Raw genomic sequence first — 23,029 nt, 5'->3', positions numbered from 1 at the left:
ACTAGCCTGCAATGTGCAATAGTGAATCTATCGGCTGCTTTGACTGCAAAGTAGACTTTGAGCAGAATTCACTGACTGACCGGTATAAGCCTAATCTGTCTTATGCAGCGGAACAGCCGAATATCCGCTTTTCTCCCAGGCGGCCATCACGGTACGCGCCATCGCAATTACCCTAAGCCAACGTGGAGTAAACTTCGGCAACTCGCTGCAAGGTCCAAAAGCAGGCGATAGCCGCACATCCACCGGCTAAGCCCACTCTTAGGGACATCCACAAACTGGAGTTCACGCGTCGACACATTATCAAGGTAGGCCAGAGCGCAAGAATAATGGCGACCTGGCCAAGCTCGACGCCAAGATTGAAAGCAAGCAGGCTTTGCCAGATGTTTGGAGATGTGACCTGCAAAATCTTGTGCAAGACAAAGCTAAACCCAAGCCCGTGCAAGAGGCCAATCAGCGTTGTCAGAAGCACCATCGTGACTTCAGAGCGCGCATTGTCCTTAAAACTCAAAAACGCTGCGACGGCTGCAAATATTATAGAAAGCGCGATCCCGGTTTCGACGGCGGGAACAAACCACGCGCCCGATGGTACAAACCCGAAAAACCCCAGCGACAGCGTTACACTATGCCCAACGGTAAAACCGGTTGCACGCAGCAATAGCGCCCTGAGGGTCTGCGCTCCAATGACCAAACACACAACAAACAAAACATGATCTAACCCTTCGAGGATATGTCGTATGCCTTCCCAGACGAAACTGAGGAATCCTCCGTATCCTTGTTGCTGAACAACCAATGGTTCAGTCATCAGACCCCGAGATCGGAATATCTGAGGTGTGTCTGACGCGTAGTCGAGAATGAGGTTGGCCGTTTGGTCCTGATCCGGCAAGCCGGGGTCCAGCAGGTTCGCAATGCTATACGATTGGACCGGACCGTAAGTGTCATAATGCAGGACGAGATCGACAACTGTGTCACCAACAAAAAGCGGTGGCATGAGGGCCGTTTCGGTTTCCACGGCCTGTTGAGCTTCGGCCAAAGTTGCAAATCCGGGCTCATTTCCGACGCGATGCAAGCGAACGGTCTCAACTGTTCCTCTTAAGCGCCGATTGTCGACCAACAGATGTAATCCACCTTCGGCGAGTTGCCCCAGCCCATTGGGATCGCTCAAGGCAGCCTGCAAGTCGACAAAGTGGACCAACTGACCGTCGCTCATGGCATTGGTCGTGAATGGTGCAGCGTCCGGCAAGGCATCACCATTCTGATCACCGACCTTATCTGCAACCAGATAGGGCATGGGCGTGCGCATGTAGATACGTAGACCGTCTTCGGAATGCTCGACATGCGAAATTCGAACGTTGAGGTTAAGCAAAAAATGCGCCGAGGCTGATAGCGTCAGTGACAAAAGCACACCGACAAACAGAGCGCCTAAAGCAAAAACCTTTGATCTTAAGCGCTCATGCATTTGGATCGCGTGCCTCGATTACGGTTAATCCATCCAGCTTCCATTGCCCTGATTCACGTTTGACCTCCACCAGCACCCGAAACGTAACGGCGCGTATATGGGCGTGCCCCCAATGACCGCCTTGTGCTTTCACTGTCCATTTGGTCAGGGCACTAAACCCTCCCGGCTTGAGGGTTGGGTTAATGCGCTCCAATTTCAGGTTGCTGATATCAGTAACCGTTGCAAGACTGCCTCCTGGCGTTCGGAGCGCGAGACCACGTTCAACCTCTGTTGCGATGTCACCCAGAGACGCTTCCGTCACAAAATGTGCCAGCTCTGACTTTCTTGCGGCCGGCGAAACTTCCAGAGTCACCGTGCTCAAGTTCTCGACCATTGAGCGCAGTATATCTTCTGCAACCTGCGGCTCAGGGGGCTCGGGCTTATTCCACGGTAATTCCGGCAAATATCCCGAAAATGCCAGGGTTGCCGAAGCAGCCGCAATCATGGTTAAGCAACTGACACGCTTTGCAGCTTTGTCCTTGCACAGCAGGAAAAAACCAAGTGAGGCGGCACTGATCATCCCGGAGATCAAAGCCATTGCCGGGTTCTGCCGTGTCTGCTGCTCAACTGGAATCTGAGTAACAGATGCTCTTTCGTATTTGAGCAAGTGGTTCTGCCAATGAAACTGAGGGTCTGCTGGTGTCACAGCTCCAAAGAATGGCCCGGCGATATCGTTTGAAATGGTCGCAACGCGGGAAATTTCCTCGTCAAACATATCCCATGTGACCGTCACCTGATCGGGAAGGTCCGACGAAGAGAAAGACAGGATGGCTCCGATAAACGCATTGTTCACGGACACTTGCTTTCCGGGCTGGACAACCTGAAAACCCTGCGATGTGAGCTCCAAGAGTTTTGCTGTAGCGTTTGACGGTTGCACTAATTTGCCATCAATTGACACCGGGTTACGAGAAGCCAAAAAGGACGCCGCCTGATTTACGATCAAGGCGCTATGCTGTGGCGAAAGCGTTTGCCCCACTTCGAAGGTTTCACCAATCCAAGGCGCCAGTTCACGCAAGCGGATCAGTGTTTCATGCCGAACTTCACGTGGTTCGATGTAGAGAAAGGTGGATGTCCCGTCCTGCGCTTTTCGATTCAGGCTTTCAGCAGAAAAGCGGCTATCCCACGGATCAGGCCAGTGAATCTTTAACTCTGCCGGCTTTGACAAGAAGCTGAAATCGGTAACCGGAACCTCACGGTCAAAAACCTGCATCCCGATAGTTACCAGTGGTTCGCCATCCCGCGATGGAGGCACTATAGCCAGCTCATTGGGAACTGAGTTTTGAAACGGAAAGAACAGTTCGACGAACAAAACACGCGGATCTGTTGGCGGGCTGGGAACAATTTGACCCGAGAAGGGATCGCGCTGACCTGCAAGCGGCGAGGCCCGGTCGATACGCGTTCGGTATTCCATCTTTCTGATTTCAGCGTTTAGGGCCCGTTCGTCGCTTCCAACAATCGACAGCGCCCGGCCTTCGGCTTGCGCATAACCTTGATTGGTATCTTGTTCAGCATCCGGCTCACCTCCGACGAAATCTGATGACCATCCTATTGGCAACATTTCCGCAAACAATGGAATATCTTCGACATAGATCTCAAGGTCGACGTAGACCCCATCATCTTTGACATGAAGGACAGCGATATTGGGGGCGACTTCTGATCCGTTAGTCAGAACGACATCCGCCGAAACGGCCTGTGCACTTGAGGCCATCAGGCTCAGCATCAGGAATAGTCGGTACAGATACTGCCAAATCGGAATTTTGCTCACCCCTGAAGGTTAATTATCCGGCATTGGCGGTGGCGTGTAACCCTCCCATTTTCCCGCATTGACTTTGTCGGACGGCTCTTTTTCTTTTGAACGCGGGGCATTGATGTACTCGTCGCTCACAGCGGGCGGCAACGCATATTCATCAACACTCGCTTCCCGAACAACGATCTGGTCCTTGGTCACGTTGATCACCTGTAGATCTCGCGCGAGCGTGAGCGGCCCATCGTAAGTCGAACGGACGCCTTCCAAAATCGCCTGATAATTTTCGGGAGAAAGAACAGAGTGATATCCGAGGGCCATACGCGGTTCGACCGCAGACATCACTTTGCCAAAAGCCGCAGGTTCGGTATGAACGCGCGTCGCGACATAGGTCGCCTGTTTCATGTCCCAGCCAAAATACGGGGCCAAAGCATCAGGTGGAAGAAACGCCTCGTGAGAAGCGATGTCCGCCCCTTTTGCGTATTCTACATACCATTTGTTCGGGTAAGTATCTCCGCCAAAGACGTATTTCAGTCCGTTCCATTCCAGAGAATAACTCACCGAGCCATCTAAGCTGTGGATAGCAGGCCAAGACCGGATCGTGACGTCGTTCTCCTGATAAACGATCTCGTTTTCCTGCATGTAGTCGAACTCAGTGACTTCAAGCTTGGCGCCATCATCCGGCAGCGCGCCCGTTCGCGTGGCCAAGTCCCAGGTGTAAGCTTTGGACATGCCATCAACATAGGCTTTAGTGCCCAGTTCATCTTCTGATCCGGACGGGCCGAAGATGCGGAGCGGGGTATATCTACCTGAAAGCCACCCCCCAACGTGGAGGCCCATGAAATCTCCAACGTGGTCAACATGCAAATGGCTGAAGAAGACCTTGTCGATCTTCGCAAAGTCCGGTCGCAGCGAGAACAGGTTTCCCGTTGCGCCAGTTCCTACGTCAAAAAGAAAAACGTTCCCATTCCCAAGTTCCACATAAAACGAAATCGAGACGGCTGCCTTGGTTTGGTTTGGCATACCCGTCCCCAATGCCGTGATACGCATTTCATCCGTGCCAAGGATTTCAGTGTTGGGAAAGTATGACGCTGGATAAACACCATTTTCTATTGCAGAAGCAGTTCGACCAGTCGGCAGCGCATTTTGCGCTGAAGCGGTGCCAGCCAACGACAAAGCCAAAGCCAATAATGCGCCAGTCGTGGAATTCATAATGCTTTTCATTGATCCCCCCATTTCTGCATGGCGTTTCTGAGAGCACGATGTCGTGAACTCCCAGTTGCCCATAGACTTCTCTACGGTACGACCATAGACTACTCTATGTCAAATAATGAATGCTATAATCTGAATGTCAGAAACTGTCACCCGAACCTCACCCAAAAACGCCGCGACCAAGGAAGACTGGATATTGCTGGCCTACAAAGTCCTCAACGAGGGTGGCGTTTCCGCGATAAAAGTCGTGCCAATGGCAAAGCGACTGCACCTGACAAGCGGCAGCTTTTACTGGCATTTCAAGAACGTCCGAGAGCTTTTGGATGAGGTTCTCAGATATTGGGAGCAGGAACTGACTGACAAAGTGATCGCACAGGCAAAGACATTTGGCGGTCCCCCGGAAGATCGCATTCTTCTTCTTATGAAAAAGGTCATAGAAGAGGACGCCGCCTTGCCGGATCACGCTGTCTCAGTGTGGGCGAATACCGATGAGAAGGTGAAAGAATCATATCAAAGAACCATCGGCAAACGGTTCCACTTCGCCGCCTGGATGTTTGAACAGGCCGGGTTTTCGAAAGAAGAAGCGAAAGCCCGTGGAAGATTGATGGTTACTTCGCTGATGGGAGACTCATCGACCGGTCTGAAAGCGCGAGGCGATTGGGAAAAGGTTATAGAGCGGGAACATGCAATTCTTGTCGGAAAAAAGAAGATAGAATAAGAGTATTGTCCGGCATTGTGAGTTTCCTCATAACAGACCGCCAGTTTCAAATTGCACTGTAGGAAGATCACGCGCAACAATGCCAGTTGCCGACGATCAGTCTGTGACCATCAAGGTCCGCTTCTTCCGCGAAGCAAACATTCGCATTAGATATCAACTGTAGCTTTCCCTAACATTCGCGCACCACTTGAAACGCAATGCTATCAGCGGCCGAAGTTGCAGACCAGTTAGGAGGTCGGCTATGCTTTGGCGAATTGCCTGAGTTTCTCTTCACCCAAGCCATGAGATTTTACTCTCCTCACAGATCTTCCCTTAGTCTGCCTTCCGGACATCGGTTTCCGAAGGGCAAGTACAAAATGCTCCTTACGCTACTGCTGAAAGACGGTATTCTTCAGGAGGCACAGATGGCAGAGTCTTTGCCAGCTAGCGATGAAGCGATATTGCGTGCGCACGCCGCCGGTTTTGTCGCGCAGTTTGAAAAAGGGGAACTGGAAGAAAAGGCCATGAAACGGATTGGCTTCCCGTGGAGCCGGGAACTTGTGATGCGGGTTCGCGCCACGGCCGGTGGCGCAATTGCTGCTGCTGAGACAGCTCAAGAGTACGGTATCTCGGGGCAGCTCGCTGGAGGCACGCACCATGCCCATCCAACGTTTGGATCTGGCTATTGCGTCTACAACGATCAGGCCGTCGCGGTGCTCCACCTGCTTGCGGCTGGTATAGTCGAAAGGGTCGCGATCATCGATCTTGATGTCCATCAGGGCGACGGTAGCGCCGCCATTTTCGCCGCCAATCCATCAGTCTTCGTCTTTTCGATGCACGGCGAAAAGAATTTTCCGTTCCGAAAGTTTCCGGCGGACCTGGATGTTGCTCTGCCGGATGGCACCGGCGACGAGGATTACCTTCGCGCCTTAGCCGATCACTTGCCGGCTGTGTTCGAATTTCGCCCCGACCTCATTCTATACCAGGCAGGCGTTGATCCGCTGGCTGAAGACAAGCTAGGGCGGCTGGCGCTGACTCATAATGGCCTCATCCAACGCGATCAGGCGGTACTGAACGCCTGCAAAGGCCGCGGCATCCCGGTCTCAATGGCAATCGGAGGTGGCTATGCCGACCCCATTGAGGCTTCCGTAACGGCATACGCCAATACCTACCGGGTCGCAAAGAGTCTTCACCGATTTTGATGACAGGTATGATCTCAGTAAATTGTCATTCTCACTGTGTTTAGATGGTCCGCAGAGAACCCAAAGCTTCGTCCTTGCCGGCTCGGTCAGAACGCTGCTATCCACAATCCTTATGATCGAACCTGAAATCCGCCATCCAACCGTACAAGCAATCGACTTTGTCGCAAAGCGACTGGATTTGCGAAATGAACCCGACATGCAAGACTGGGAATTTGAAGTCTCAGAGCCCACTGATCTCCCACGATACCTGTCACTGTATGAATAAGTGTTGGCGGAAGATGATGTGCGATTTGTCCTTGCAGATATGATCATTCAGGCATTTGAAGACTCAGACTTCGAGCTTTCAGCCAATTCAGATTGGAGCGCGTTTCTTTCGTCTCTTTCAAAGCGCGTCGATTTGCATGGTTGGCAAATTTTCTATTGGTCTTGTTGGGACAACGAGTTGGAAGCAGCATGGAGGGTTAGTTCTGCCATGCGTAAATTATGCGGAACACACTTTGTGGAACAGAGTTAACTCACTCAGCCTCAACGACAGCAAAGTCTGTGGCGCAGACATTCATCAAAAACCTGCCAATGGTCGCACCAAGGCCAAAGCGTGCTCTTGTCGCTTTGGCAATGAACAAGCCAGATGTGCTTAAGTTTAAGCGCGATGGTCGAGTTGGCTATATCGAAGCAAGCGTGGTGATGGGCGCTACTGTTCTTGTGACAACTCTTGACCTCGACTGGTAAACGAGATCCCTTGAGTGCCGCTTCCACCGACCATGATTGCTTCAACGATGGGAGGTTGTACTGGCACTTCTGCCGACCAGGTAACTACGAAATTCGCGCCAATTCCGTCTCCGACACTACCAATAGGAACAAGCGAATTCATCGACCCAAATGGCTTCAGTTGGATGGGCTCATTTAAGAGTGTTTCAAGAAGCTGCCCCGATCTGTCGTAATATTCGACGCGCTCAACTTTGATCTCTGATTTAAGACTAATGTTGTGCACAACGAGGGTAGACGCGAGCGGTTCGCTGCGCCCCTCCTGCGTGAAAACTCGTGAATAGGAGGGAACATAGATGACTTGAGAGGTTACACGCTCCGAAACTTGCGCGAATGAACAATTTGGTGCAGTGGCCAACGAAACCAAAACCATTGAGAATGAACAGAAATATCTGCGGAAGAAAAACTTCATGTAGGCGAATGCTCCGTTTTTTTGTCGTCAAAATGAGCATACGGATGAAAGGATTCGACGCAAGAAAATGACCACTCGATCCGCGTAGCCGACACTCGCTCCAGTTCATCGTCAACAATAACCGGCCCGCTTGAGCCATGATTTGACTGCTGGGGTCTCAAGATACTTATAGCGGCCACCTGAGTACCTACGACAGTCAAGCGCAAGCCCAGCAGTGATAACAGCCGCTCCTATGTCCTGCCCGTTTGCGTAGCACACCCCTACCCAGCGGTCGTGGGTGCGTTCCCCGTTCAACTGGCAGGTAATGGACTTGCCGCGCAGGTAATTGACCATCCAGCGCTTGGCGTTCTGTCCTGACCGTGTGCCCAGCTCGGGTGTATCAACGCCGTTCAGCCGCACTGGTGTACCGTCTACAACTATTGTGTCAGCGTCTCGGACGTGCAGGGAGTCTGCAATAGCTGGGACAGCCAGAAACAGCGCAATGGTGAATATCAAGTTCTCATGACCCGATAAAGTTACTTTCCTTAAAAAACCACTTTACGAAATCTCTAAAGAAACCCGTTGCTTTTGAAAGAGTATTCCTCCTTTTTCCCGACAATAACATGGTCATGCATCAAAATGCCCAATGTGTCACAGGCGTCCTGTACGCGCTCAGTCATTTCGATTTCTGCCTTACTGGGAGGCGTGCCTCCGGACGGATGGTTGTGGACCAAGATTAGAGAGCTGGCATTGAGTTCCAAAGCACGTTTGACAACCTCGCGCGGATATACCGGCACATGGTCAACAGTGCCCCGCGCTTGTTCTTCGTCAGCAATCAAGACGTTCTTACGATCCAGGTACAAGACAAGGAATTGCTCAACCTCGCGGTGCGCCATCGCGGTACGACAGTACGCCACCAGCGCCTCCCACGACACGACGTTGCTTTTCATAACTTGGGCCTGCGCCATCCTGTGCCCGAACGCCTCGACCACTCGGAAATGATAGTAGACCCAATCGGTTGCACCTTCGACCTGTAGAACGCGATGCTTGGACGCAGCAAGACGCCGTTCAAATCACAAAATTCAGCCAAGAGGCGGTTCGCGAGTGGCTTTACGTCAATCCGTTGAATCGCGTTGAACAACAAAAGCTCTAGCATCTCATACTCTGGCATTGGCTCGTGACCACCCTTTAGGAAACGAGTTCTCAGTCGCTCGCGGTGCCCCCAATAGTGTGGCCGCTTGGCCTCGTCATCTCCTTTGACCAGACCGCCACCAGCAGCATTTTTTTGCGATAGCCGGTCACGATAGAAACAGGCGGGCGCGTAGGCTGGCTCCAAGACAGCGTTAGGTGGCGGTGTGCGTGCTTCAAGGTCCTTCAGTCCATGCAACGCATCTTCTGAAAACCGCCTTGCCCATCGTATTTGACTAGCTTACCGAACCTCTTCTTGCCCCCTGCAATGACCTGTTTGAGATGGTCGAGTATTTGGCTTTTCATCACTGCACCCGTTCTTACCGCTTTCCAAATGAGCTTGCTCAAAGGTTGGTTATTGAGTGGTAAACTCAGTTCGGACGCGCCTTGGCGCTAAGCCTTCCTTGCACCCTTTTCAGGACGGTGTGACGGCAATAGCAGAGAGCTTCAATTTGACACTCCCCGTTGTCTTGGAAGGTACGGTCTGACACGTCACCATCGTAGCAAATTGGGCGGTACATGGGTTTGTTATTGGTGCGGTGATGAACAGCCCGACTATCTAAAGCGGAGGGCAAGAAACAAGGTGGCGCTGTGATTGAACTTGCCTAAAAAAATCACAGTCAGTTTTGGGCAATTAATGATAACCTGATGCGGTCGGAGTTAACATCGACTGGTAGGTCAAATTCTGTCTGCAGTTTGGGGTTTAACTTGACCGAAATCAGATGAGCCGATGTAGTCTCGCAAGTTCATTTTGCAGTTGGGAAAACCTATGCGATACGTATTTCGCTGCTTGTCACTGGCACTTTTTGTACCATTGGTAGCAAATTCAGCCCCAGCCCAAACACAAGGCTTTACGACCACTTCTGTTCACATGTAAGCCGGCCCAAGTAAGAACTATCCAGTCGTCGCCACGTTGCCGCAAGACGCGACAATCGAAATTTTCGGTTGCCAAGCTGGCTATAGCTGGTGCGATACCGGTTGGAATGGCGCTCGGGGCTGGATATCGTCAAACTACATTCTAACTGACAGTGATGGCACGAAAAAAGTCATGAATCCGGTGCTAGCTGCAGCACTAGTTATAGCGATTGTTGAATTCAGTCAGGCTTATTGGCAAAACCACTACCAAGCCTATCCTTGGTACGCTTACTGGAACCGCTACTATCTCCCCTACCATCCGGCTCCAGGTCCGTATTGCTACCAAGCTCCACATGACCCTGAGTGTCAATTCGGCCCATACTACTCCTCTCCGTCTCATCAGGGTGTTCCACATCACCACGACGGCGGTCAGGGGCATCACCATCATTTCGGCAACGGTCATAGGCACCATCATCATTGACGGTCTAGAGTAGAACGCCAAAAAAGGGTGCGCCCAACCACAAGCACGCCCCAGTCCAACAGGGAAGAGAAAAACTCGCGTTCTCAAATTCACCAACGCCAGTTCTTTAATGTGCTAGTTATGGATGGATCTGCCGAGGAGTGCAGTGAATTTGGTCACGCAAGCCACAAATTCTCTGTCGCACGGCCCACCTGTTTGGGCGCTGTTAGTTGCAAACGGATTGACCAGCATACATCCCTAGTCCAGCACCTGCTGCTGTTGCTAGCGTCTTGCCTGTTCCACCACCAAACCGGTTTCCAACAACCCCGCCGACGGCAGCACCACCAAGGACACCCGCCGCGCAACGAGCATCATGCTGTGCTTGGTCCTGCGTTGGCGTTGTCGGCGCTCCGCAAGCGGCCACTAGTAGAGAGCCGCCAAGCGCGCACGCTATCAATGTCTTCTTCATCTCGATTGCCTCTCAAACTATCGAATTGGTTGTCTGAGTAGGTGGCTCTTGGCTGCCTATTGTACAAGGCTTCAGCGTCGGTGGGATTTGAGGTTAACCAAACCTTAACAAAGGGACCCCTAGGGAAACCCCTCGACCGATAACCTGCCTGCTTCGGGATCCGATTCATGTTAGGAAAGATTGGCTCAGGACAAAATCGCCAACTCCTCCTTCGCCAACTTGTTTTTCAGCCCCGCCATAAAATAAAGGTGGAAAATGGGCGATGGGCGTAGAATGCGTTGAAAGGCTCAATGCCTGAAAAAAGCAAAATCAAGTGCGGTTGTCCCCCATGTGCCCCCCACATAACTAGGACAGACTTAAATAAACACAGATAATCACAATATGTACTTGTTTTTAATGGCGATCCCTGAAGGACTCGAACCCTCAACCTGCTGATTAGAAGTCAGCTGCTCTATCCAGTTGAGCTAAGGGACCGCTGCGCCCTTCTTGCTGGTTTTAAGAGCGGGGTTCAAGGGCCAAGCGCATGAAGGCGCTGTTTGGATCGTCTTCATACCCATAGATCGGGCCGCAATAGGAATAACCCAGCGCCTCATAGAGCTTACGGGCAGCTGCATAATCTGGCAGATGCGCCGCACCCGTTTCGAGCACAAGTGCCTTTGTGCCCTCATTGGCTGCCAGATCGGCAAGGTATGCCATCATCATCCGCGCCAGACCGCGCCCACGTGCGGTTTCGACAACGTGCACCGATTTCACTTCGGCCGTACCATCGGGCAGGGTCTTCAACGCGCCGCAGCCCAAGGCGCGACCCTCTTCGAAAAGACCCCAGAAGCGGATGCCGTCACCCGACAAGGCCTCGGGCCCCATGGTATGATTGCTTTCCGCCGGACCGGCTTGTTCGCTATGGGCAAAATGCGCCTCAATCACGGGACGCAAGGCATCCGACATGGGATCGGCCAGTCGAATTTCGATCATTTAGTGCGTCCAGGGGCTGCGACGGTCCGTTGCGAAATTCTCGCCATACCCACGCGGACGCAGGTTGGGCTTGCGCTTGTGCGGCTCGCTGACCTGTACGTCGATACCATTGTCCTTGGCGTAATCCAGCGCCTCTTCCTTGGTATCGAATTTCAGGCGCACCTGGGTCTGAGTGTCATCGGATGAGGTCCAGCCCATCAGCGGATCAACTTCACGCGAAGACGCAGGCGCATATTCCAAAACCCACTTGCGGGTCTTGGCCATGCCCGAGGTCATCGCATTCCGCGAAGGCTGGTAAATCCGTGCGCGCATCTCGCCTCTCCGTACTCACTTTGCTGGCTTTGTTTATGCGTCACACCATCCATTCGGACAAGTCCACAATTGTCGCAATTGCGTGCAATGGAAATGCCCCCTTGAACCGGAACAAAAACAGATCAAAATCAGGCGCGAAAGGAATCCCCCCTCTATGGCCTATGCTCATTCCGACAAGACCCAGCTGACCTCAGAAGACGTCCGCGCCCGCCTCAAGCTTGAGGGCGGCAAGGCGTTCGTGATGCACACCGATTTTGCACCTGCCGGGGACCAGCCCACAGCCATAAAAGAGTTGGCGGGCGGCGTTCTGGACGGCGAGCGCGATCAAGTTCTGCTTGGCGCGACCGGAACGGGTAAGACCTTCACCATGGCCAAGGTGATCGAAGAAACCCAGCGCCCTGCCATAATCCTTGCGCCTAACAAGACGCTGGCCGCACAGCTATACGGCGAGTTCAAAGGCTTCTTCCCCGAAAACTCGGTCGAATATTTCGTATCCTACTACGACTACTACCAGCCCGAGGCCTACGTGCCGCGCTCGGACACCTATATCGAGAAAGAATCGCAGATCAACGAACAGATCGACCGGATGCGCCACTCGGCCACCCGCGCGCTTCTTGAGCGCGATGACGTGATCATCGTCGCCTCGGTGTCCTGCATCTACGGTATTGGCTCGGTCGAGACCTACGGGGCGATGACGCAGGATCTGAAGGTCGGCAATGAGTACGATCAGCGGCAAGTCATGGCCGATCTGGTCGCTCAGCAATATCGCCGTAACGATCAGGCCTTTCAGCGCGGGTCCTTCCGGGTGCGCGGTGACTCGCTTGAGATCTGGCCCGCGCACCTTGAGGACCGCGCCTGGAAGCTGTCCTTCTTTGGTGAGGAACTGGAACAGATCACCGAATTCGACCCCCTGACCGGAGAACGCGCCGCCACGATGGAACAGGTGCGGGTCTATGCAAACTCGCACTACGTGACGCCGAAACCGACGATGCAGCAGGCGATCATCGGCATCAAAAAGGAACTCCGCATCCGGCTGGACCAATTGGTTGGCGAGGGCAAATTGCTGGAAGCCCAACGTCTGGAGCAACGCACCAATTTCGATCTGGAAATGCTTGAGGCCACCGGTGTCTGCAACGGGATTGAAAACTACTCGCGCTACCTCACCGGCCGCGCGCCGGGTGAACCGCCCCCGACCCTGTTCGAATTCATCCCCGACAACGCCATCGTATTCGCTGATGAAAGTCACGTCAGCGTTCCGCAAATCGGTGGCATGTACCGGGGCGACTATCGGCGTAAATTCACACTTGCCGAACACGGGTTCCGCCTGCCCTCCTGCATGGACAACCGCCCGCTGAAATTCGAGGAATGGGACGCCATGCGCCCGCAATCCGTCTTTGTCTCGGCGACGCCTGCGAAATGGGAGATCGAACAGACCGGCGGTGTCTTCACCGAACAGGTGATCCGCCCCACCGGCCTTCTGGACCCCGAGGTCGAAATCCGCCCTGTGTCGATGCAGGTTGACGACCTACTGGACGAGGTGCGCAAGGTCTCCGCCAACGGGTTTCGCACGCTGGTCACGACCCTGACCAAACGCATGGCCGAGGACCTGACGGAATACCTGCACGAACAGGGTATCAAAGTGCGCTACATGCACTCGGATATCGACACGCTGGAACGGATCGAAATCCTGCGCGACCTGCGGCTGGGGGCCTTCGACGTGCTGGTCGGCATCAACCTTCTACGCGAAGGCCTCGACATTCCCGAATGCGGGCTGGTCGCCATTCTGGATGCGGATAAAGAAGGCTTCCTGCGCTCCGAGACCTCGCTGGTCCAAACCATCGGCCGCGCCGCGCGTAACGCCGAGGGTCGGGTGATCATGTATGCCGACAAAATCACCGGCTCAATGGAGCGCGCCCTGAACGAGACCAACCGCCGCCGCGCCAAGCAGATCGCCTATAACGAGGAACACGGCATCACGCCCGAGACGGTGAAGAAAAATGTCGAGGACGTTCTGGCCGGTCTCTACGAAGGCGACGTCGACATGAACCGCGTCACCGCCACCATCGACAAGCCGATGCACGGTGCCAACCTCGAGGCCCATCTGGACGGTCTGCGCGAGAAAATGCGCAAAGCTGCCGAGAACCTGGAATTCGAAGAAGCCGCCAACATCCGGGATGAGATCAAACGTCTGGAAGCGGTCGATCTGGCCGTAGCCGACGACCCCATGGCACGCCAATGGGCGGTGGAGAAGGCATCCGAGGATGCTGTGAAATCACGCGGAAGGTCAACGGCTGGCAGACCGGGGCAACGGGGTGGAAATGTGAAGAGGCGGATGCGGTGAGGAGTGGATGGCAAAACTAAAGCATTATCAAAGAGATCAAATTAGAAACTGGTTCTGCCCCGACCCTGGACATGTCTTAGATTTTTCGAACAAAACATTCTCTGAGTTTTTTGAAGATCATTTTGATTTGAACATTTACTCTGATGCTTTCAGCGAGAAAGGAACCTCCAAGTTTAACAGACTGTTGGCGTTTATTGAGCTTTCCCCACCTCATGTAGTCATCGAACTTCTTAGGTTGCTTTGGGGACGTCGAAACGTGGAGCGAGACGAACAACTTGATGCTGCGATCCTGTCTATGCAGTCAGATGAGTGGACCACAACACCAGAGTATGTCGAAGCGCTTCACAACTCTGCTGCCGTGGAAGACCTCCCGTTTGAAAAACTGATTTCGGAACTTGCTGCGCTACCAAGTCATACTGCAGCTCCGCATCTCATGAAAATTAGTGCTGAGTGGACTTTAGATACCGTTGAACGGGAATTTCAGAGAGCATTTGAAAGCCTCGAAAAAGATCCAGAGGCAGGTGTGACAGCCGCTTGTTCTATGCTTGAGAGCGTCTGCCGGTCGATTTTAGTTGCTAGAAACATCGACCTTCCAAAGAGCATGGACATAAAGAGTTTATATAAAGAAATCCGTGAACCTCTTGGATTGTCGCCAAATAAGGACATTCCTGATACCGAAATTGAAGCCGATGTGCGAGCTATCCTCAGTGCACTTTTCAATACTGTTCAAGGTATTGGAGCACTACGCACTCATGCTGGCAGTGCCCACGGCAGAGAGCGCGGATTTCGGAGGTTGGATCCACGGATCGCAAGGTTAGCAGTAAGCACTGCAACGTCGACTGCTTTATTCTTGATCGAAACTTGGGAAAAGCGCTTTCCTAATGACAAGCTTCTGAGCGACGCCGTAGATCAAAATGTATAAAATTAACCACTTGCACGCCCCACACTCCACCCTTGCAGCCCAGCGCCCTCTCCTCCACGTTTGAAATCACAAATTGTGATTCCAAACGGTTGCCATGACGAACCCAAACACCCTGCCCAGCGTGCATGAGGTCCATAGCGCCATTCACCGGGTGCGCGGTACTCGCGTGGTGCTGGCCGAGGATCTGGCGCAGTTCTATGGAAAATCGGTCAGCGCCTTCAATCAGGCCGTCTCACGCAACAAAGACCTGTTTGAAGGCTACCGCTTTCAACTGACCGACGCCGAGGTCGCCGATTTGCAATCACAGAATGTGATCTCAAAACCCAAGGGCCGCGGCGGGCGGAGGGTTAATCCGTGGGTCTATACGGATTACGGCGTGGCCATCGCTTCGGCCCTGTTCAAGGACCCGCGCGCGATAAGGATCACCCGGATGATCACCGAGGCCTTTGTCGACGGTGCGAACGCTCTGGCCGAGACCCCGCGCAGCGTACCGGACATCCTGCCGCCAAAGGACGACCCCGCTCCGCTGCTGCCCAATGGCGCGCAACTGCGTGATCTGGCCGAAAACATCCTCGATTCCGGTAAGCAGAGCCTTGTTGACTATATCGCCAGCCCCAGCACCAATCGCAAACAGGCCGTGGCGGCGATCATGAAGACGCTGGCCGAAACCGCCAGCGAAGATGTTCGCACCCAGCAGGAACGCCTGCGCCTAAGCATTGCCCAGCGCCTGGCCACCGGTGACTATGCAGACGATGATGACCGAAAGCGGCTGCTGGACTTGTTGAACGCAATGAAGGGCTAGCCTGTCACCTTGCCAAAGGGTAATCTGCGGCTAGGTTCCTCGCTATGCGCTTTGTCCTGCTCTCACTGCTGCTCGGCAGCCCCGCCTATGCGTGGAACGCCACGATTGGCGAGATCTGCACGTTGACACACGAGACCGAAGCAGAGGAGATCCGGCTTACCTACGATCCGGCGCAGCCGCTCTATACCCTCGAAATCACGCGCCGCGCCGAAGGCTGGACGCAAACGCCTTGGTTTGCCATGCGGTTTGAAGGCCCAAACCCGATTGAGATTGGAACGCCACGACACAAGCTGTCGGACGATGCGATGTCCTTGTTCGTCTCAGACACCGGTTTTGGCAACGTCTTGGATGGCCTTGAGTTCAACCAAACAGCCTATGCCTTCACGCAAGACCACCTGAGTGAATTCTCACTGGAAGGTGCCGCGCCAGAGGTGCGCAAGTTTCGCACCTGCGCAGCGTCGCTGCTCTCGTAGCACTGCCTGGAGTGGCGCGGATCGGCCTCCGGTCAAACGCGCGTTCAGCCTTTGTCCCAATGGGCAATCACGTCAAAACCTGCTGGGATTGGCGGCGCTTCCATGAACTCGGCGAAATGCCCCCAAAGCTCGGCCACCTTTGGGGCGTTTGCGTTCGAGATATCCTCACTTTCGACTACCGAGATCACGTATCCGGTCCCATCCTCGTTCATGACGTTGGTAAAACAGTGCATGCCAGGCATGCCCATGATTTCAGATTTCAATTCGTTCATCTTCGCCGTGGCCGCCTCGCGCGTGCCGGGCTTCATTTTAAATTGAGTTACGCGTGCAAACATCTTTGTCCTCCCAAGCTGGGCAAAATTGCCCGATGGAGGCACCAAACTGGTACCAACGCCGCGCATCATAGCATGAACTGGCAGATTCCCGCAGCGTCACAGGCCAAGCGGTCGCGGAAGTAATAGCCCTCAACCCACGGGTTTTAGGGCTTTATGAACTTGGCGTTGCCCAAGGACCTTTGGTTGACGGTTGTTTTGCGGGGCGTGGTAGTACTTGGTGATGGGACCGTTTGACGCTGCGCCACATCCGGTCCACAGGCCACTCCATCACCGTCGGGATCGTTGCGCGGATGATAGCCCGCATAGCCTTCGTAAAACGTGCCGAACCCCACGGCCCGAGAGGCATCGCAACCGGCCAGCGCGATTAGGTGCACCATGGCTTCATCCCGACCATAGTCTGAAAGGCGCACGAACATGTTGAAGGAAATCAACGCGACGGTCAGCGGCAGGCACAGAACCATAAGCAGAATACGCACGGGAGAGAGCGCGCGTCGCCGGGCAGCTTCGGCCCGGCGCTGACGTTTGGTCGGCAAGGGTTCGTCCAACTTGGATTTGCGAAACATCATTCCACCGCGATACAGGGGGTTTGTGGCGAAGCCGAGGCAGAACACGGCTCGCACACAAAGATCAGAGCGGATAGGATTGAAGATCAGAGCGGATAGGATTGCCCTCACGCTTACCAATGCGAGGCAAAATGCCAAACAAAGACCCCTACCAACCGCTGGACGACACCGTCCGGGGCCTAATCCGCGAATTGATGGATGAGGCGACCCATGCCGCGCTCGCCGTTCTGAGCCCTGGCACCGCTTTGCCATCAGTATCGCGGATTGCTCTTGCAACAGATGCCGAGAGGCAGCCGATCTCGCTGATTTCAAGCCTGTCGGAACATAGCCGGGCGCTACAGAAAAACCCGGCCTGCGCCCTTCTGATCGGGGATCCAGGTACTAAGGGAGACCCCCTCACGCATCCTCGGCTGACCTTGCACGCTAAGGCTCGTTTAGTTACGCGGGGAACGGAGGACCATGACAACCTCCGCCAGAGGTATCTGTCACTACGCCCGAAGGCTAAACTCTATGCAGATTTCGCAGATTTCAGCTTTGTCCGCTTTGAGATTGAAGATGGGCTGCTGAACGGCGGGTTTGGCAAAGCTTACCGCATTGATGCCACAGAAATCTGAAACCGGGACACGGGACCTGCGTCAATTGAATGTCTCAGCCACGTCATACATGACCGGCTCGAAACTCTTGCAAAGCTCATTTATTTTGCGATTGCGATCCCGCATTTCCGGGGTGCGCAGCATGGCCAGAAAATCCTCGCGCCGTTCCCATTGCGAATAATTGGCAATCCGGGTCTGGGCGTCGTTGACATGCAAGCCGGCCGATACAAATCCGGGCTGTTTTGAGATGAATTCGGAATAGGCATCCGTCAGCGCCTCAAGCAGGTCCTGACAGGTGCCGGGTGTCATCTCAAATGTCGTGATAACGGTCTGAACGCTGGCGGTTTTGGCTATGGTCGGCATCTGAGTCCTCCTTTGGCTTACCCTCAGCCTAGCACAGGATTCCCAAACGTCTTGTCTTTCCTGCCGCCCAAAGCGAAGTCGCCCCGTAAAAGGGGCGACTTGCTGGTATCTCTACTCTTCCAGACGCATCTGTACCGAGACATCACCGCTCAGGCTTTCGCCCCAGCGCAATTGGACGGCATCGCCATTGCTGCCCTGTTCGACATCGGCATAGGGAAAGGAATAACGCACCGACCCCAGCGCCGTTCTGAGCGGCCCCAGAACCGCCACCGCATCGCAACTGCGCGCCTTGGAGCCAAACGGCAACCGACCGTCCGAGTCGATGGTCCAGACCAGCGAGGCCGAGCTCTGGCTATGTCGTACCCGCAGCGGGTTTTCCACCTTGGCTTCAATACCGTGATAGGTGTTGTTGCTGAACGTGACGTTGATGTGCTGATCCGCATCCAGATCCGCAAAAGACGTATCCACCCGGTCGGCGCGCTCTAGGTCCGTTCCGTTAGAGCGGAACTTGTTACCGGTCACCGCCAGCCCGTTCAGAAAATGCCCCGGACCGTGCGGGCGGATCACGATATAGCTGAACCAGGGCGGGGCCTCGCTGGAATAGAAGATATTGTCAGTGATGCTCATGGCGCTGAAGGAATAGCCCGAGACATAGGCAGGCGTCGTGTCACGCTCATTCGTCCATTGCACAAAGCAATTGTCTACGTAGTTCTCGGCGATGGTCGAGCTGTTATAGGTCCCGATCATGATCAGCCCTGCGGTCCGCACCCCTTGCGGAATACTGTCGCCCTGGAAGAAGTGGTTACCAAGGATCATATTGTTGTCCCCGCCGATAACCGCAAAATGCTTGAAGCGCACTGCCCGGTTGTGGCGGATCTTAACATCATTCGAGGTGGTGTTCAGCGCGATCGACTTGCGATCCGGCACAATGAACGACTCTTCCGAGGACAGGAACTGGCAATTGTCGATCAACATCCCTTTGCAGCCCGTGCCAATCGAGGTGATGCCGCGATCCAGCGGACGGCTGATGAAACAATCCGACAATGAGAATGTGCTGCCCGCAGGTGCCAGACGAATGGCGCTGCAGCGGCCGTTGCACTGGAACTCGATCTGTTCCATCCCGAATTTGCGCAGCACTCCGAAATTGCCGAAATCCAGCAGGTATTTGAAGGACACGAAGGTGAAGGTCTGGGTTCCTGCCGCGTCATACATCGGTGCGTTCAACGTCAGCTCTCCGGCGCTTTCATCTTTGCCGCGCACGTAGATCTCGCGCCCGACGCCGCTGCCCTGAACCAGCGAACCGATGGGGATGTTCGCGACGTTGGCCACATTGGTCAGACGGGTCGAATCCGCTGGATCATAGGTCGCGACCGAGGTGAAGGTCTCGGTATCCCAGGCCGAGCTGCTTTTGACATCGAACTGACCGTTACGGATGACGCGGCGGGTCGAAAACCCCGGCTTGTTGGGAACAGCGGCAAACATGTCGATTGGGGCCGTCACTTCGATCTTGCGCCCACCCAGATCCAGCGATTCATGGTCCGAGTTGTTCAACAATGCCTGAAACGCTTTTTTGAAGGCCAGCTCTTCATTCCCGAACGCGGCAATGTAAGTTGGCAGGTCATAGTTTTTCAGCAGCAAAAGCATCTTGTCGTGAGGCATCGTGACCGTGCCCTCAAACTCGACCTCCGAGGACAGGGTGGTGTTCTCTGCTAGACGATAGGTGCCTTGGGGCACAAAAATGCGTGGGCCTCCGGCGGCCTGATCCGCCGCCTCGAACGCGGCCGAGTCGTCGGCAATGCCGTCGCCCACCGCGCCGTAGTCGCGCACATCCACACGGCTGATGATCTCACGCAGGAACACGCCAGTGACATCCGTGATCTCCAGATCATCGACGCGGATGACGGCCCCGTTGGCGCCCTCAATATCAATGCCGAAATGACCGTAGAGCGCACTGACACCCCAAGCCATGTCCACGCCCGGACGTCGCCCCGTGCCTACAATGGCGGTGATCTCGGTCACTGCGCCATAACTTGCCAGCTGAGTGGCTGGGCCTTGCTCGATTACCCCCGTCAGGTGGGTGTCGCCTGCTGCACCGGCCCAGGCCGCGATGCGCACCTCGGGCAGAGGACCACTGATCGCCTTGACCCGCGCCTTGATCTGCAAATAGCACCCCGGCAGGATCTGGGTCTGGCCCATGTGGCGCAACTGCTGCGGACTGTTGATCTTCAGGATCTCAAGGCAGCCGCCAAAATCCGCATCCGACGGCACAAATGCCCCGGTGCCCGAGCCATCATAGGTCGGTGAGCCCGGCGTACCATCGCCCGCAGACCACACGCCCAGACCGTTTTCGAAAGCAGGCGGCATGAACACAATGCCGTCGGTGATTGCCTTGTTCATAGAAATCCCTTTCCTCGTCGCACGGCCCAATGGCTGCACGTTCAAACGCCGTGTTCAGGTCCATCCCGAACGCGACAGTCTGAGTATCCAAAAGGGATTAACTACCACTCATACGACCGTGACGGTGCTGTTGCATCAGGCTGCTGGGTCGGCGCGCCCAAGTAGCTGCACGCCGTTGATCTTCCAGCCATTCTCCTGCTGGATCATCTGATAGTCGAGAATGTGAACCGCGCCATCGCCATCGGTAATCATGACCTTCTGCCACAGCGCGCCTGCGACCTCGCGCAGTTCCAGAAACCGCACATCAGAGGCACGCCAGACCATGGGATAGCCATTGCGTACCATCGCTCCGAAATTGTCCGGGTTTCCAAAGAGACGCTGGATATTGGGGCTGGCAAAGGTAAAGGCCGTGGCGAAATCATCCGCCTTGAAGGCCTGAATCTGTGCCGCAATATTGGCCTCGATCTCGGTGCTCTGGGCAAACGCACCCGAGGCCAGACCAGCACTCAGGGACAGGGCAAGCAGTAAACGACGCATGGGGCTACCTCCTGACGGAACGGTAGCCCCATGCGGGATCAGGTCAAATCAGACCAGCTCTCCGGCCAAGGCCTTGTCGATCAATGCGATCGTTTCCGGCACGCCGTAGAGGGCAATAAAGCCACCAAAACGCGGGCCTTGCGAAGCACCCAATAGCACCTCGTAGAGGGCGGTGAACCAGCCACGCATCGGGTCAAACCGCTCACGACCGATTGAATAGACCACCGATTGCAGCGCCTCATCCTCGGCAGGGCCGTCATAGGCCTCGAGCGCGGCCTTGAGCGCCTCCAACGCTTCGCGCTCTTGATCCGTCGGGGCGCGGTGCTTGCGCGTTGGCTTGACGAAATCGTTGAAATAGCGCACGGCGAAACCGGCCGCCTGATCCAGATCGGGGTGGCTTTCTGCCGTCGCCTCAGGCGCATAACGGCGGATGAAGCCCCACAGCGCCTCTTTGTCCTCGGCCCCGGAAACCGACGCAAGGTTCAGCAACATGGCAAATGGAACGATCAGGGTCGATTCCGGGACATCTCCGCCATGAATATGCCAGACCGGGTTGTTCAACTGCGCCTTCAGATCCTGCCCCGGATAGGCCCGCAGCTGCTGGTGATATTCATCATAGGCTTTCGGAATAACGTCGAAATGCATCCGCTTGGCCGTCTTGGGCTTTTGATACATGAAATAAGACAGGCTCTCCGTAGGCGCATAGGTCAGCCATTCGTCTATCGACACGCCATTGCCCGACGATTTCGAGATTTTCTGGCCATTTTCATCCAGAAACAGCTCATACGAGAAATGCTCGGGCGCACGACCACCCAAAGCACGGCAGATCGCGTCATAGATCTTTTCGTTGGTGGCGTGTTCCTTGCCGTACATCTCGAAATCGACGCCCAATGCAGCCCAGCGCGCGCCAAAGTCCGGCTTCCACTGCAACTTTACGTTGCCGGCGGTCACGGGAACGGTCCATTCCTTGCCCGTCTCATCATCAAAGGTCACGGTGTAGGTTTCGGCACATACCTTTTTCATCGGCACATACATCACCCGCCCGCTTTCGGGATGCAGAGGCAGGAAGATCGAATAAGTTTGCTGCCGTTCTTCGCGGAGACTTTTCAGCATAATCGCCATAATCTCATCGTAGCGTTCGACGGCACGCTTTAAGATCTCGTCAAATTGTCCGGACTCGTAGAATTCCTTCGCCGAATAGAACTCATACTCGAACCCAAAGGTGTCGAGGAATCGGCGTAGCATAGCGTTGTTGTGCGCCCCAAAGCTTTCGTATTCACCGAATGGATCGGGAACCGAAGTCAGCGGACGCTGCAGGTGCTGCTCCAGAATCTCCGGGTTCGGCACGTTGCTGGGCACTTTTCGCATACCGTCCAGATCGTCCGAGAAACAGATCAGCTTGGTGGGGATATCCGATAGGGCCTCGAATGCGCGCTTGACCATCGTGGTCCGCGCGACCTCCCCAAAGGTACCGATATGTGGCAGGCCCGAGGGGCCATAGCCGGTCTCGAACAGAACAAACCCCTTCTCCGGAGCGTTCTTCTGATAGCGTTTGAGCAACCGGCGCGCCTCTTCGAAAGGCCAGGCCTTGGACGACATTGCGGTTTCACGCAGTTCAGACATCAGATTTGCTCCATCGGGAAAAACAGCGCCGGTCGCCCTTTGCAACCGACCGGCCCCTCCTATTGTGCCGGTGCAGCATGAGTCAATAAAAGCACGGGGTTTTTCTAGCGCCGCCCCCTGCAAATAAGCATAAACTCAGTGTGCAGAACCATTTTGAAATCCTGAGCAACGCGGTAACCTTCCTAAAAGATACACTGCACAAGCACGAGGTGCATGATGAACCGACCAGATATCTTTGCTTTTTTGCTCATCCTAGCGGTTAGCATCGCATCAGGACCCAAATCGGCGACGTCGCAGCCAAGCGAAGATGTACAGACT

At 54.6% G+C, this 23,029-nt stretch carries 21 protein-coding genes, 1 tRNA gene and 2 pseudogenes; 8 read left to right on the top strand and 16 right to left on the bottom strand.

Annotated elements, in window-relative coordinates; all coding sequences use genetic code 11:
• Positions 1 to 172: 172 nt before the first annotated feature.
• The 3 genes from ACXAH8_RS14370 to gntH all read right to left on the bottom strand — a co-directional run bounded on the left by ACXAH8_RS14370 (position 173) and on the right by gntH (position 4,463).
• Positions 173 to 1,363 carry a HupE/UreJ family protein gene (locus ACXAH8_RS14370; RefSeq protein WP_475219457.1) on the bottom strand — a complete coding sequence of 397 codons (1,191 nt, stop codon included), beginning with the start codon at positions 1,361 to 1,363 and terminating at the stop codon, positions 173 to 175.
• A gap of 85 nt (positions 1,364 to 1,448) precedes the next feature.
• Entirely contained in the window at positions 1,449 to 3,260 is a 1,812-nt protein-coding gene (locus ACXAH8_RS14365; RefSeq protein WP_475219455.1) for a hypothetical protein, read from the bottom strand.
• Between the two features lie 9 nt (positions 3,261 to 3,269).
• A complete protein-coding gene (gene gntH / locus ACXAH8_RS14360; protein WP_475219453.1) occupies positions 3,270 to 4,463 on the bottom strand; it encodes a guanitoxin biosynthesis MBL fold metallo-hydrolase GntH in 1,194 nt (397 codons plus the stop codon).
• A gap of 124 nt (positions 4,464 to 4,587) precedes the next feature.
• Between gntH and ACXAH8_RS14355 the strand changes: the two genes are divergently transcribed.
• Together ACXAH8_RS14355 and ACXAH8_RS14350 are read left to right on the top strand one after the other, a co-directional pair.
• Positions 4,588 to 5,169, top strand: a complete 582-nt coding sequence (locus ACXAH8_RS14355) for a TetR/AcrR family transcriptional regulator (RefSeq protein ID WP_475219451.1) — start codon at positions 4,588 to 4,590, stop codon at positions 5,167 to 5,169.
• Positions 5,170 to 5,366: 197 nt separating this feature from the next.
• Entirely contained in the window at positions 5,367 to 6,350 is a 984-nt protein-coding gene (locus tag ACXAH8_RS14350) for a histone deacetylase family protein (RefSeq protein ID WP_475219449.1), read from the top strand.
• A gap of 691 nt (positions 6,351 to 7,041) precedes the next feature.
• Here the strand turns inward: ACXAH8_RS14350 and ACXAH8_RS14345 are convergent.
• The 3 genes and pseudogenes from ACXAH8_RS14345 to radC all read right to left on the bottom strand — a co-directional run bounded on the left by ACXAH8_RS14345 (position 7,042) and on the right by radC (position 8,770).
• On the bottom strand, positions 7,042 to 7,527 hold the full coding sequence (locus tag ACXAH8_RS14345; RefSeq protein ID WP_475219447.1) for a DUF3124 domain-containing protein: 486 nt from the start codon (positions 7,525 to 7,527) through the stop codon (positions 7,042 to 7,044).
• A gap of 111 nt (positions 7,528 to 7,638) precedes the next feature.
• A complete protein-coding gene (locus ACXAH8_RS14340; protein ID WP_475219475.1) occupies positions 7,639 to 7,926 on the bottom strand; it encodes a thermonuclease family protein in 288 nt (95 codons plus the stop codon).
• A 149-nt stretch (positions 7,927 to 8,075) separates the two neighbouring features.
• Positions 8,076 to 8,770, bottom strand: a pseudogene (gene radC / locus ACXAH8_RS14335) (RadC family protein).
• 813 nt (positions 8,771 to 9,583) lie between these two features.
• Between radC and ACXAH8_RS14330 the strand changes: the two are divergent.
• Positions 9,584 to 10,030, top strand: a pseudogene (locus ACXAH8_RS14330) (SH3 domain-containing protein); the annotation flags it as partial.
• Positions 10,031 to 10,235: 205 nt separating this feature from the next.
• Here the strand turns inward: ACXAH8_RS14330 and ACXAH8_RS14325 are convergent.
• The 4 genes from ACXAH8_RS14325 to ACXAH8_RS14310 all read right to left on the bottom strand — a co-directional run bounded on the left by ACXAH8_RS14325 (position 10,236) and on the right by ACXAH8_RS14310 (position 11,762).
• Positions 10,236 to 10,478: a glycine zipper 2TM domain-containing protein gene (locus ACXAH8_RS14325; protein WP_475219445.1), complete on the bottom strand. Its 243-nt coding sequence runs from the start codon at positions 10,476 to 10,478 to the stop codon at positions 10,236 to 10,238.
• A 397-nt stretch (positions 10,479 to 10,875) separates the two neighbouring features.
• Positions 10,876 to 10,952 (bottom strand) — tRNA-Arg (locus ACXAH8_RS14320).
• Positions 10,953 to 10,973: 21 nt separating this feature from the next.
• Positions 10,974 to 11,450, bottom strand: a complete 477-nt coding sequence (locus tag ACXAH8_RS14315) for a GNAT family N-acetyltransferase (protein ID WP_475219443.1) — start codon at positions 11,448 to 11,450, stop codon at positions 10,974 to 10,976.
• Positions 11,451 to 11,762, bottom strand: coding sequence for an ETC complex I subunit (locus ACXAH8_RS14310; protein ID WP_170378795.1), 312 nt, complete (start codon positions 11,760 to 11,762; stop codon positions 11,451 to 11,453).
• A 154-nt stretch (positions 11,763 to 11,916) separates the two neighbouring features.
• On the opposite strand from ACXAH8_RS14310, the gene uvrB reads away from it, so the two are divergent.
• The 4 genes from uvrB to ACXAH8_RS14290 all read left to right on the top strand — a co-directional run bounded on the left by uvrB (position 11,917) and on the right by ACXAH8_RS14290 (position 16,300).
• Positions 11,917 to 14,103 (top strand): excinuclease ABC subunit UvrB, encoded by a 2,187-nt coding sequence (uvrB, locus tag ACXAH8_RS14305; RefSeq protein ID WP_475219440.1) that lies wholly within the window; start codon positions 11,917 to 11,919, stop codon positions 14,101 to 14,103.
• Between the two features lie 7 nt (positions 14,104 to 14,110).
• Positions 14,111 to 15,025, top strand: coding sequence for an abortive infection family protein (locus ACXAH8_RS14300; protein WP_475219438.1), 915 nt, complete (start codon positions 14,111 to 14,113; stop codon positions 15,023 to 15,025).
• 94 nt (positions 15,026 to 15,119) lie between these two features.
• Entirely contained in the window at positions 15,120 to 15,827 is a 708-nt protein-coding gene (locus ACXAH8_RS14295; protein WP_475219436.1) for an ORF6N domain-containing protein, read from the top strand.
• 44 nt (positions 15,828 to 15,871) lie between these two features.
• On the top strand, positions 15,872 to 16,300 hold the full coding sequence (locus tag ACXAH8_RS14290) for a hypothetical protein (protein WP_475219434.1): 429 nt from the start codon (positions 15,872 to 15,874) through the stop codon (positions 16,298 to 16,300).
• 44 nt (positions 16,301 to 16,344) lie between these two features.
• Here the strand turns inward: ACXAH8_RS14290 and ACXAH8_RS14285 are convergent, their stop codons facing one another.
• Entirely contained in the window at positions 16,345 to 16,635 is a 291-nt protein-coding gene (locus ACXAH8_RS14285; RefSeq protein WP_475219432.1) for a hypothetical protein, read from the bottom strand.
• Positions 16,636 to 16,778: 143 nt separating this feature from the next.
• The gene (locus tag ACXAH8_RS14280) at positions 16,779 to 17,198 is read right to left on the bottom strand and encodes an excalibur calcium-binding domain-containing protein (protein WP_475219430.1); all 420 of its coding nucleotides are present in this window, start codon (positions 17,196 to 17,198) and stop codon (positions 16,779 to 16,781) included.
• A 131-nt stretch (positions 17,199 to 17,329) separates the two neighbouring features.
• Here ACXAH8_RS14280 and ACXAH8_RS14275 point away from each other — a divergent pair, with 131 nt between their 5' ends.
• Positions 17,330 to 17,812, top strand: a complete 483-nt coding sequence (locus tag ACXAH8_RS14275) for a HugZ family pyridoxamine 5'-phosphate oxidase (RefSeq protein ID WP_475219429.1) — start codon at positions 17,330 to 17,332, stop codon at positions 17,810 to 17,812.
• 21 nt (positions 17,813 to 17,833) lie between these two features.
• Here the strand turns inward: ACXAH8_RS14275 and ACXAH8_RS14270 are convergent, their stop codons facing one another.
• From ACXAH8_RS14270 to ACXAH8_RS14255, 4 genes are all read right to left on the bottom strand, one after another.
• Entirely contained in the window at positions 17,834 to 18,154 is a 321-nt protein-coding gene (locus ACXAH8_RS14270) for an antibiotic biosynthesis monooxygenase family protein (protein WP_170462743.1), read from the bottom strand.
• A gap of 111 nt (positions 18,155 to 18,265) precedes the next feature.
• Positions 18,266 to 20,551, bottom strand: a complete 2,286-nt coding sequence (locus ACXAH8_RS14265; RefSeq protein ID WP_475219426.1) for a glycosyl hydrolase family 28-related protein — start codon at positions 20,549 to 20,551, stop codon at positions 18,266 to 18,268.
• A gap of 135 nt (positions 20,552 to 20,686) precedes the next feature.
• Complete coding sequence (locus ACXAH8_RS14260) at positions 20,687 to 21,088, bottom strand: DUF4864 domain-containing protein (RefSeq protein WP_475219424.1); 402 nt, start codon at positions 21,086 to 21,088, stop codon at positions 20,687 to 20,689.
• A 48-nt stretch (positions 21,089 to 21,136) separates the two neighbouring features.
• Positions 21,137 to 22,711 (bottom strand): lysine--tRNA ligase, encoded by a 1,575-nt coding sequence (locus tag ACXAH8_RS14255; protein WP_475219422.1) that lies wholly within the window; start codon positions 22,709 to 22,711, stop codon positions 21,137 to 21,139.
• Between the last annotated feature and the right edge of the window lie 318 nt (positions 22,712 to 23,029).

It is taken from the genome of Ruegeria sp. ABV3_008, from assembly GCF_056161185.1.
Note: the sequence above shows the minus strand (reverse complement) of the source record. Positions and strands in the feature narration are given on the sequence as shown.

Excerpts from the sequence above, each read along its gene's own strand:
- ACXAH8_RS14265 (WP_475219426.1), bottom strand. The coding sequence starts at position 20,551 with ATGAACAAGGCAATCACCGACGGCATTGTGTTCATGCCGCCTGCTTTC.
- ACXAH8_RS14255 (WP_475219422.1), bottom strand. The coding sequence starts at position 22,711 with ATGTCTGAACTGCGTGAAACCGCAATGTCGTCCAAGGCCTGGCCTTTC.
- ACXAH8_RS14270 (WP_170462743.1), bottom strand. The coding sequence starts at position 18,154 with ATGCCGACCATAGCCAAAACCGCCAGCGTTCAGACCGTTATCACGACA.
- ACXAH8_RS14355 (WP_475219451.1), top strand. The coding sequence starts at position 4,588 with ATGTCAGAAACTGTCACCCGAACCTCACCCAAAAACGCCGCGACCAAG.
- ACXAH8_RS14285 (WP_475219432.1), bottom strand. The coding sequence starts at position 16,635 with ATGTTTGCACGCGTAACTCAATTTAAAATGAAGCCCGGCACGCGCGAG.
- ACXAH8_RS14260 (WP_475219424.1), bottom strand. The coding sequence starts at position 21,088 with ATGCGTCGTTTACTGCTTGCCCTGTCCCTGAGTGCTGGTCTGGCCTCG.
- ACXAH8_RS14345 (WP_475219447.1), bottom strand. The coding sequence starts at position 7,527 with ATGAAGTTTTTCTTCCGCAGATATTTCTGTTCATTCTCAATGGTTTTG.
- ACXAH8_RS14315 (WP_475219443.1), bottom strand. The coding sequence starts at position 11,450 with ATGATCGAAATTCGACTGGCCGATCCCATGTCGGATGCCTTGCGTCCC.
- ACXAH8_RS14300 (WP_475219438.1), top strand. The coding sequence starts at position 14,111 with ATGGCAAAACTAAAGCATTATCAAAGAGATCAAATTAGAAACTGGTTC.
- ACXAH8_RS14295 (WP_475219436.1), top strand. The coding sequence starts at position 15,120 with ATGACGAACCCAAACACCCTGCCCAGCGTGCATGAGGTCCATAGCGCC.
- ACXAH8_RS14290 (WP_475219434.1), top strand. The coding sequence starts at position 15,872 with ATGCGCTTTGTCCTGCTCTCACTGCTGCTCGGCAGCCCCGCCTATGCG.
- ACXAH8_RS14350 (WP_475219449.1), top strand. The coding sequence starts at position 5,367 with ATGCTATCAGCGGCCGAAGTTGCAGACCAGTTAGGAGGTCGGCTATGC.
- ACXAH8_RS14325 (WP_475219445.1), bottom strand. The coding sequence starts at position 10,478 with ATGAAGAAGACATTGATAGCGTGCGCGCTTGGCGGCTCTCTACTAGTG.
- uvrB (WP_475219440.1), top strand. The coding sequence starts at position 11,917 with ATGGCCTATGCTCATTCCGACAAGACCCAGCTGACCTCAGAAGACGTC.
- ACXAH8_RS14275 (WP_475219429.1), top strand. The coding sequence starts at position 17,330 with ATGCCAAACAAAGACCCCTACCAACCGCTGGACGACACCGTCCGGGGC.
- ACXAH8_RS14280 (WP_475219430.1), bottom strand. The coding sequence starts at position 17,198 with ATGTTTCGCAAATCCAAGTTGGACGAACCCTTGCCGACCAAACGTCAG.
- ACXAH8_RS14310 (WP_170378795.1), bottom strand. The coding sequence starts at position 11,762 with ATGCGCGCACGGATTTACCAGCCTTCGCGGAATGCGATGACCTCGGGC.
- gntH (WP_475219453.1), bottom strand. The coding sequence starts at position 4,463 with ATGAAAAGCATTATGAATTCCACGACTGGCGCATTATTGGCTTTGGCT.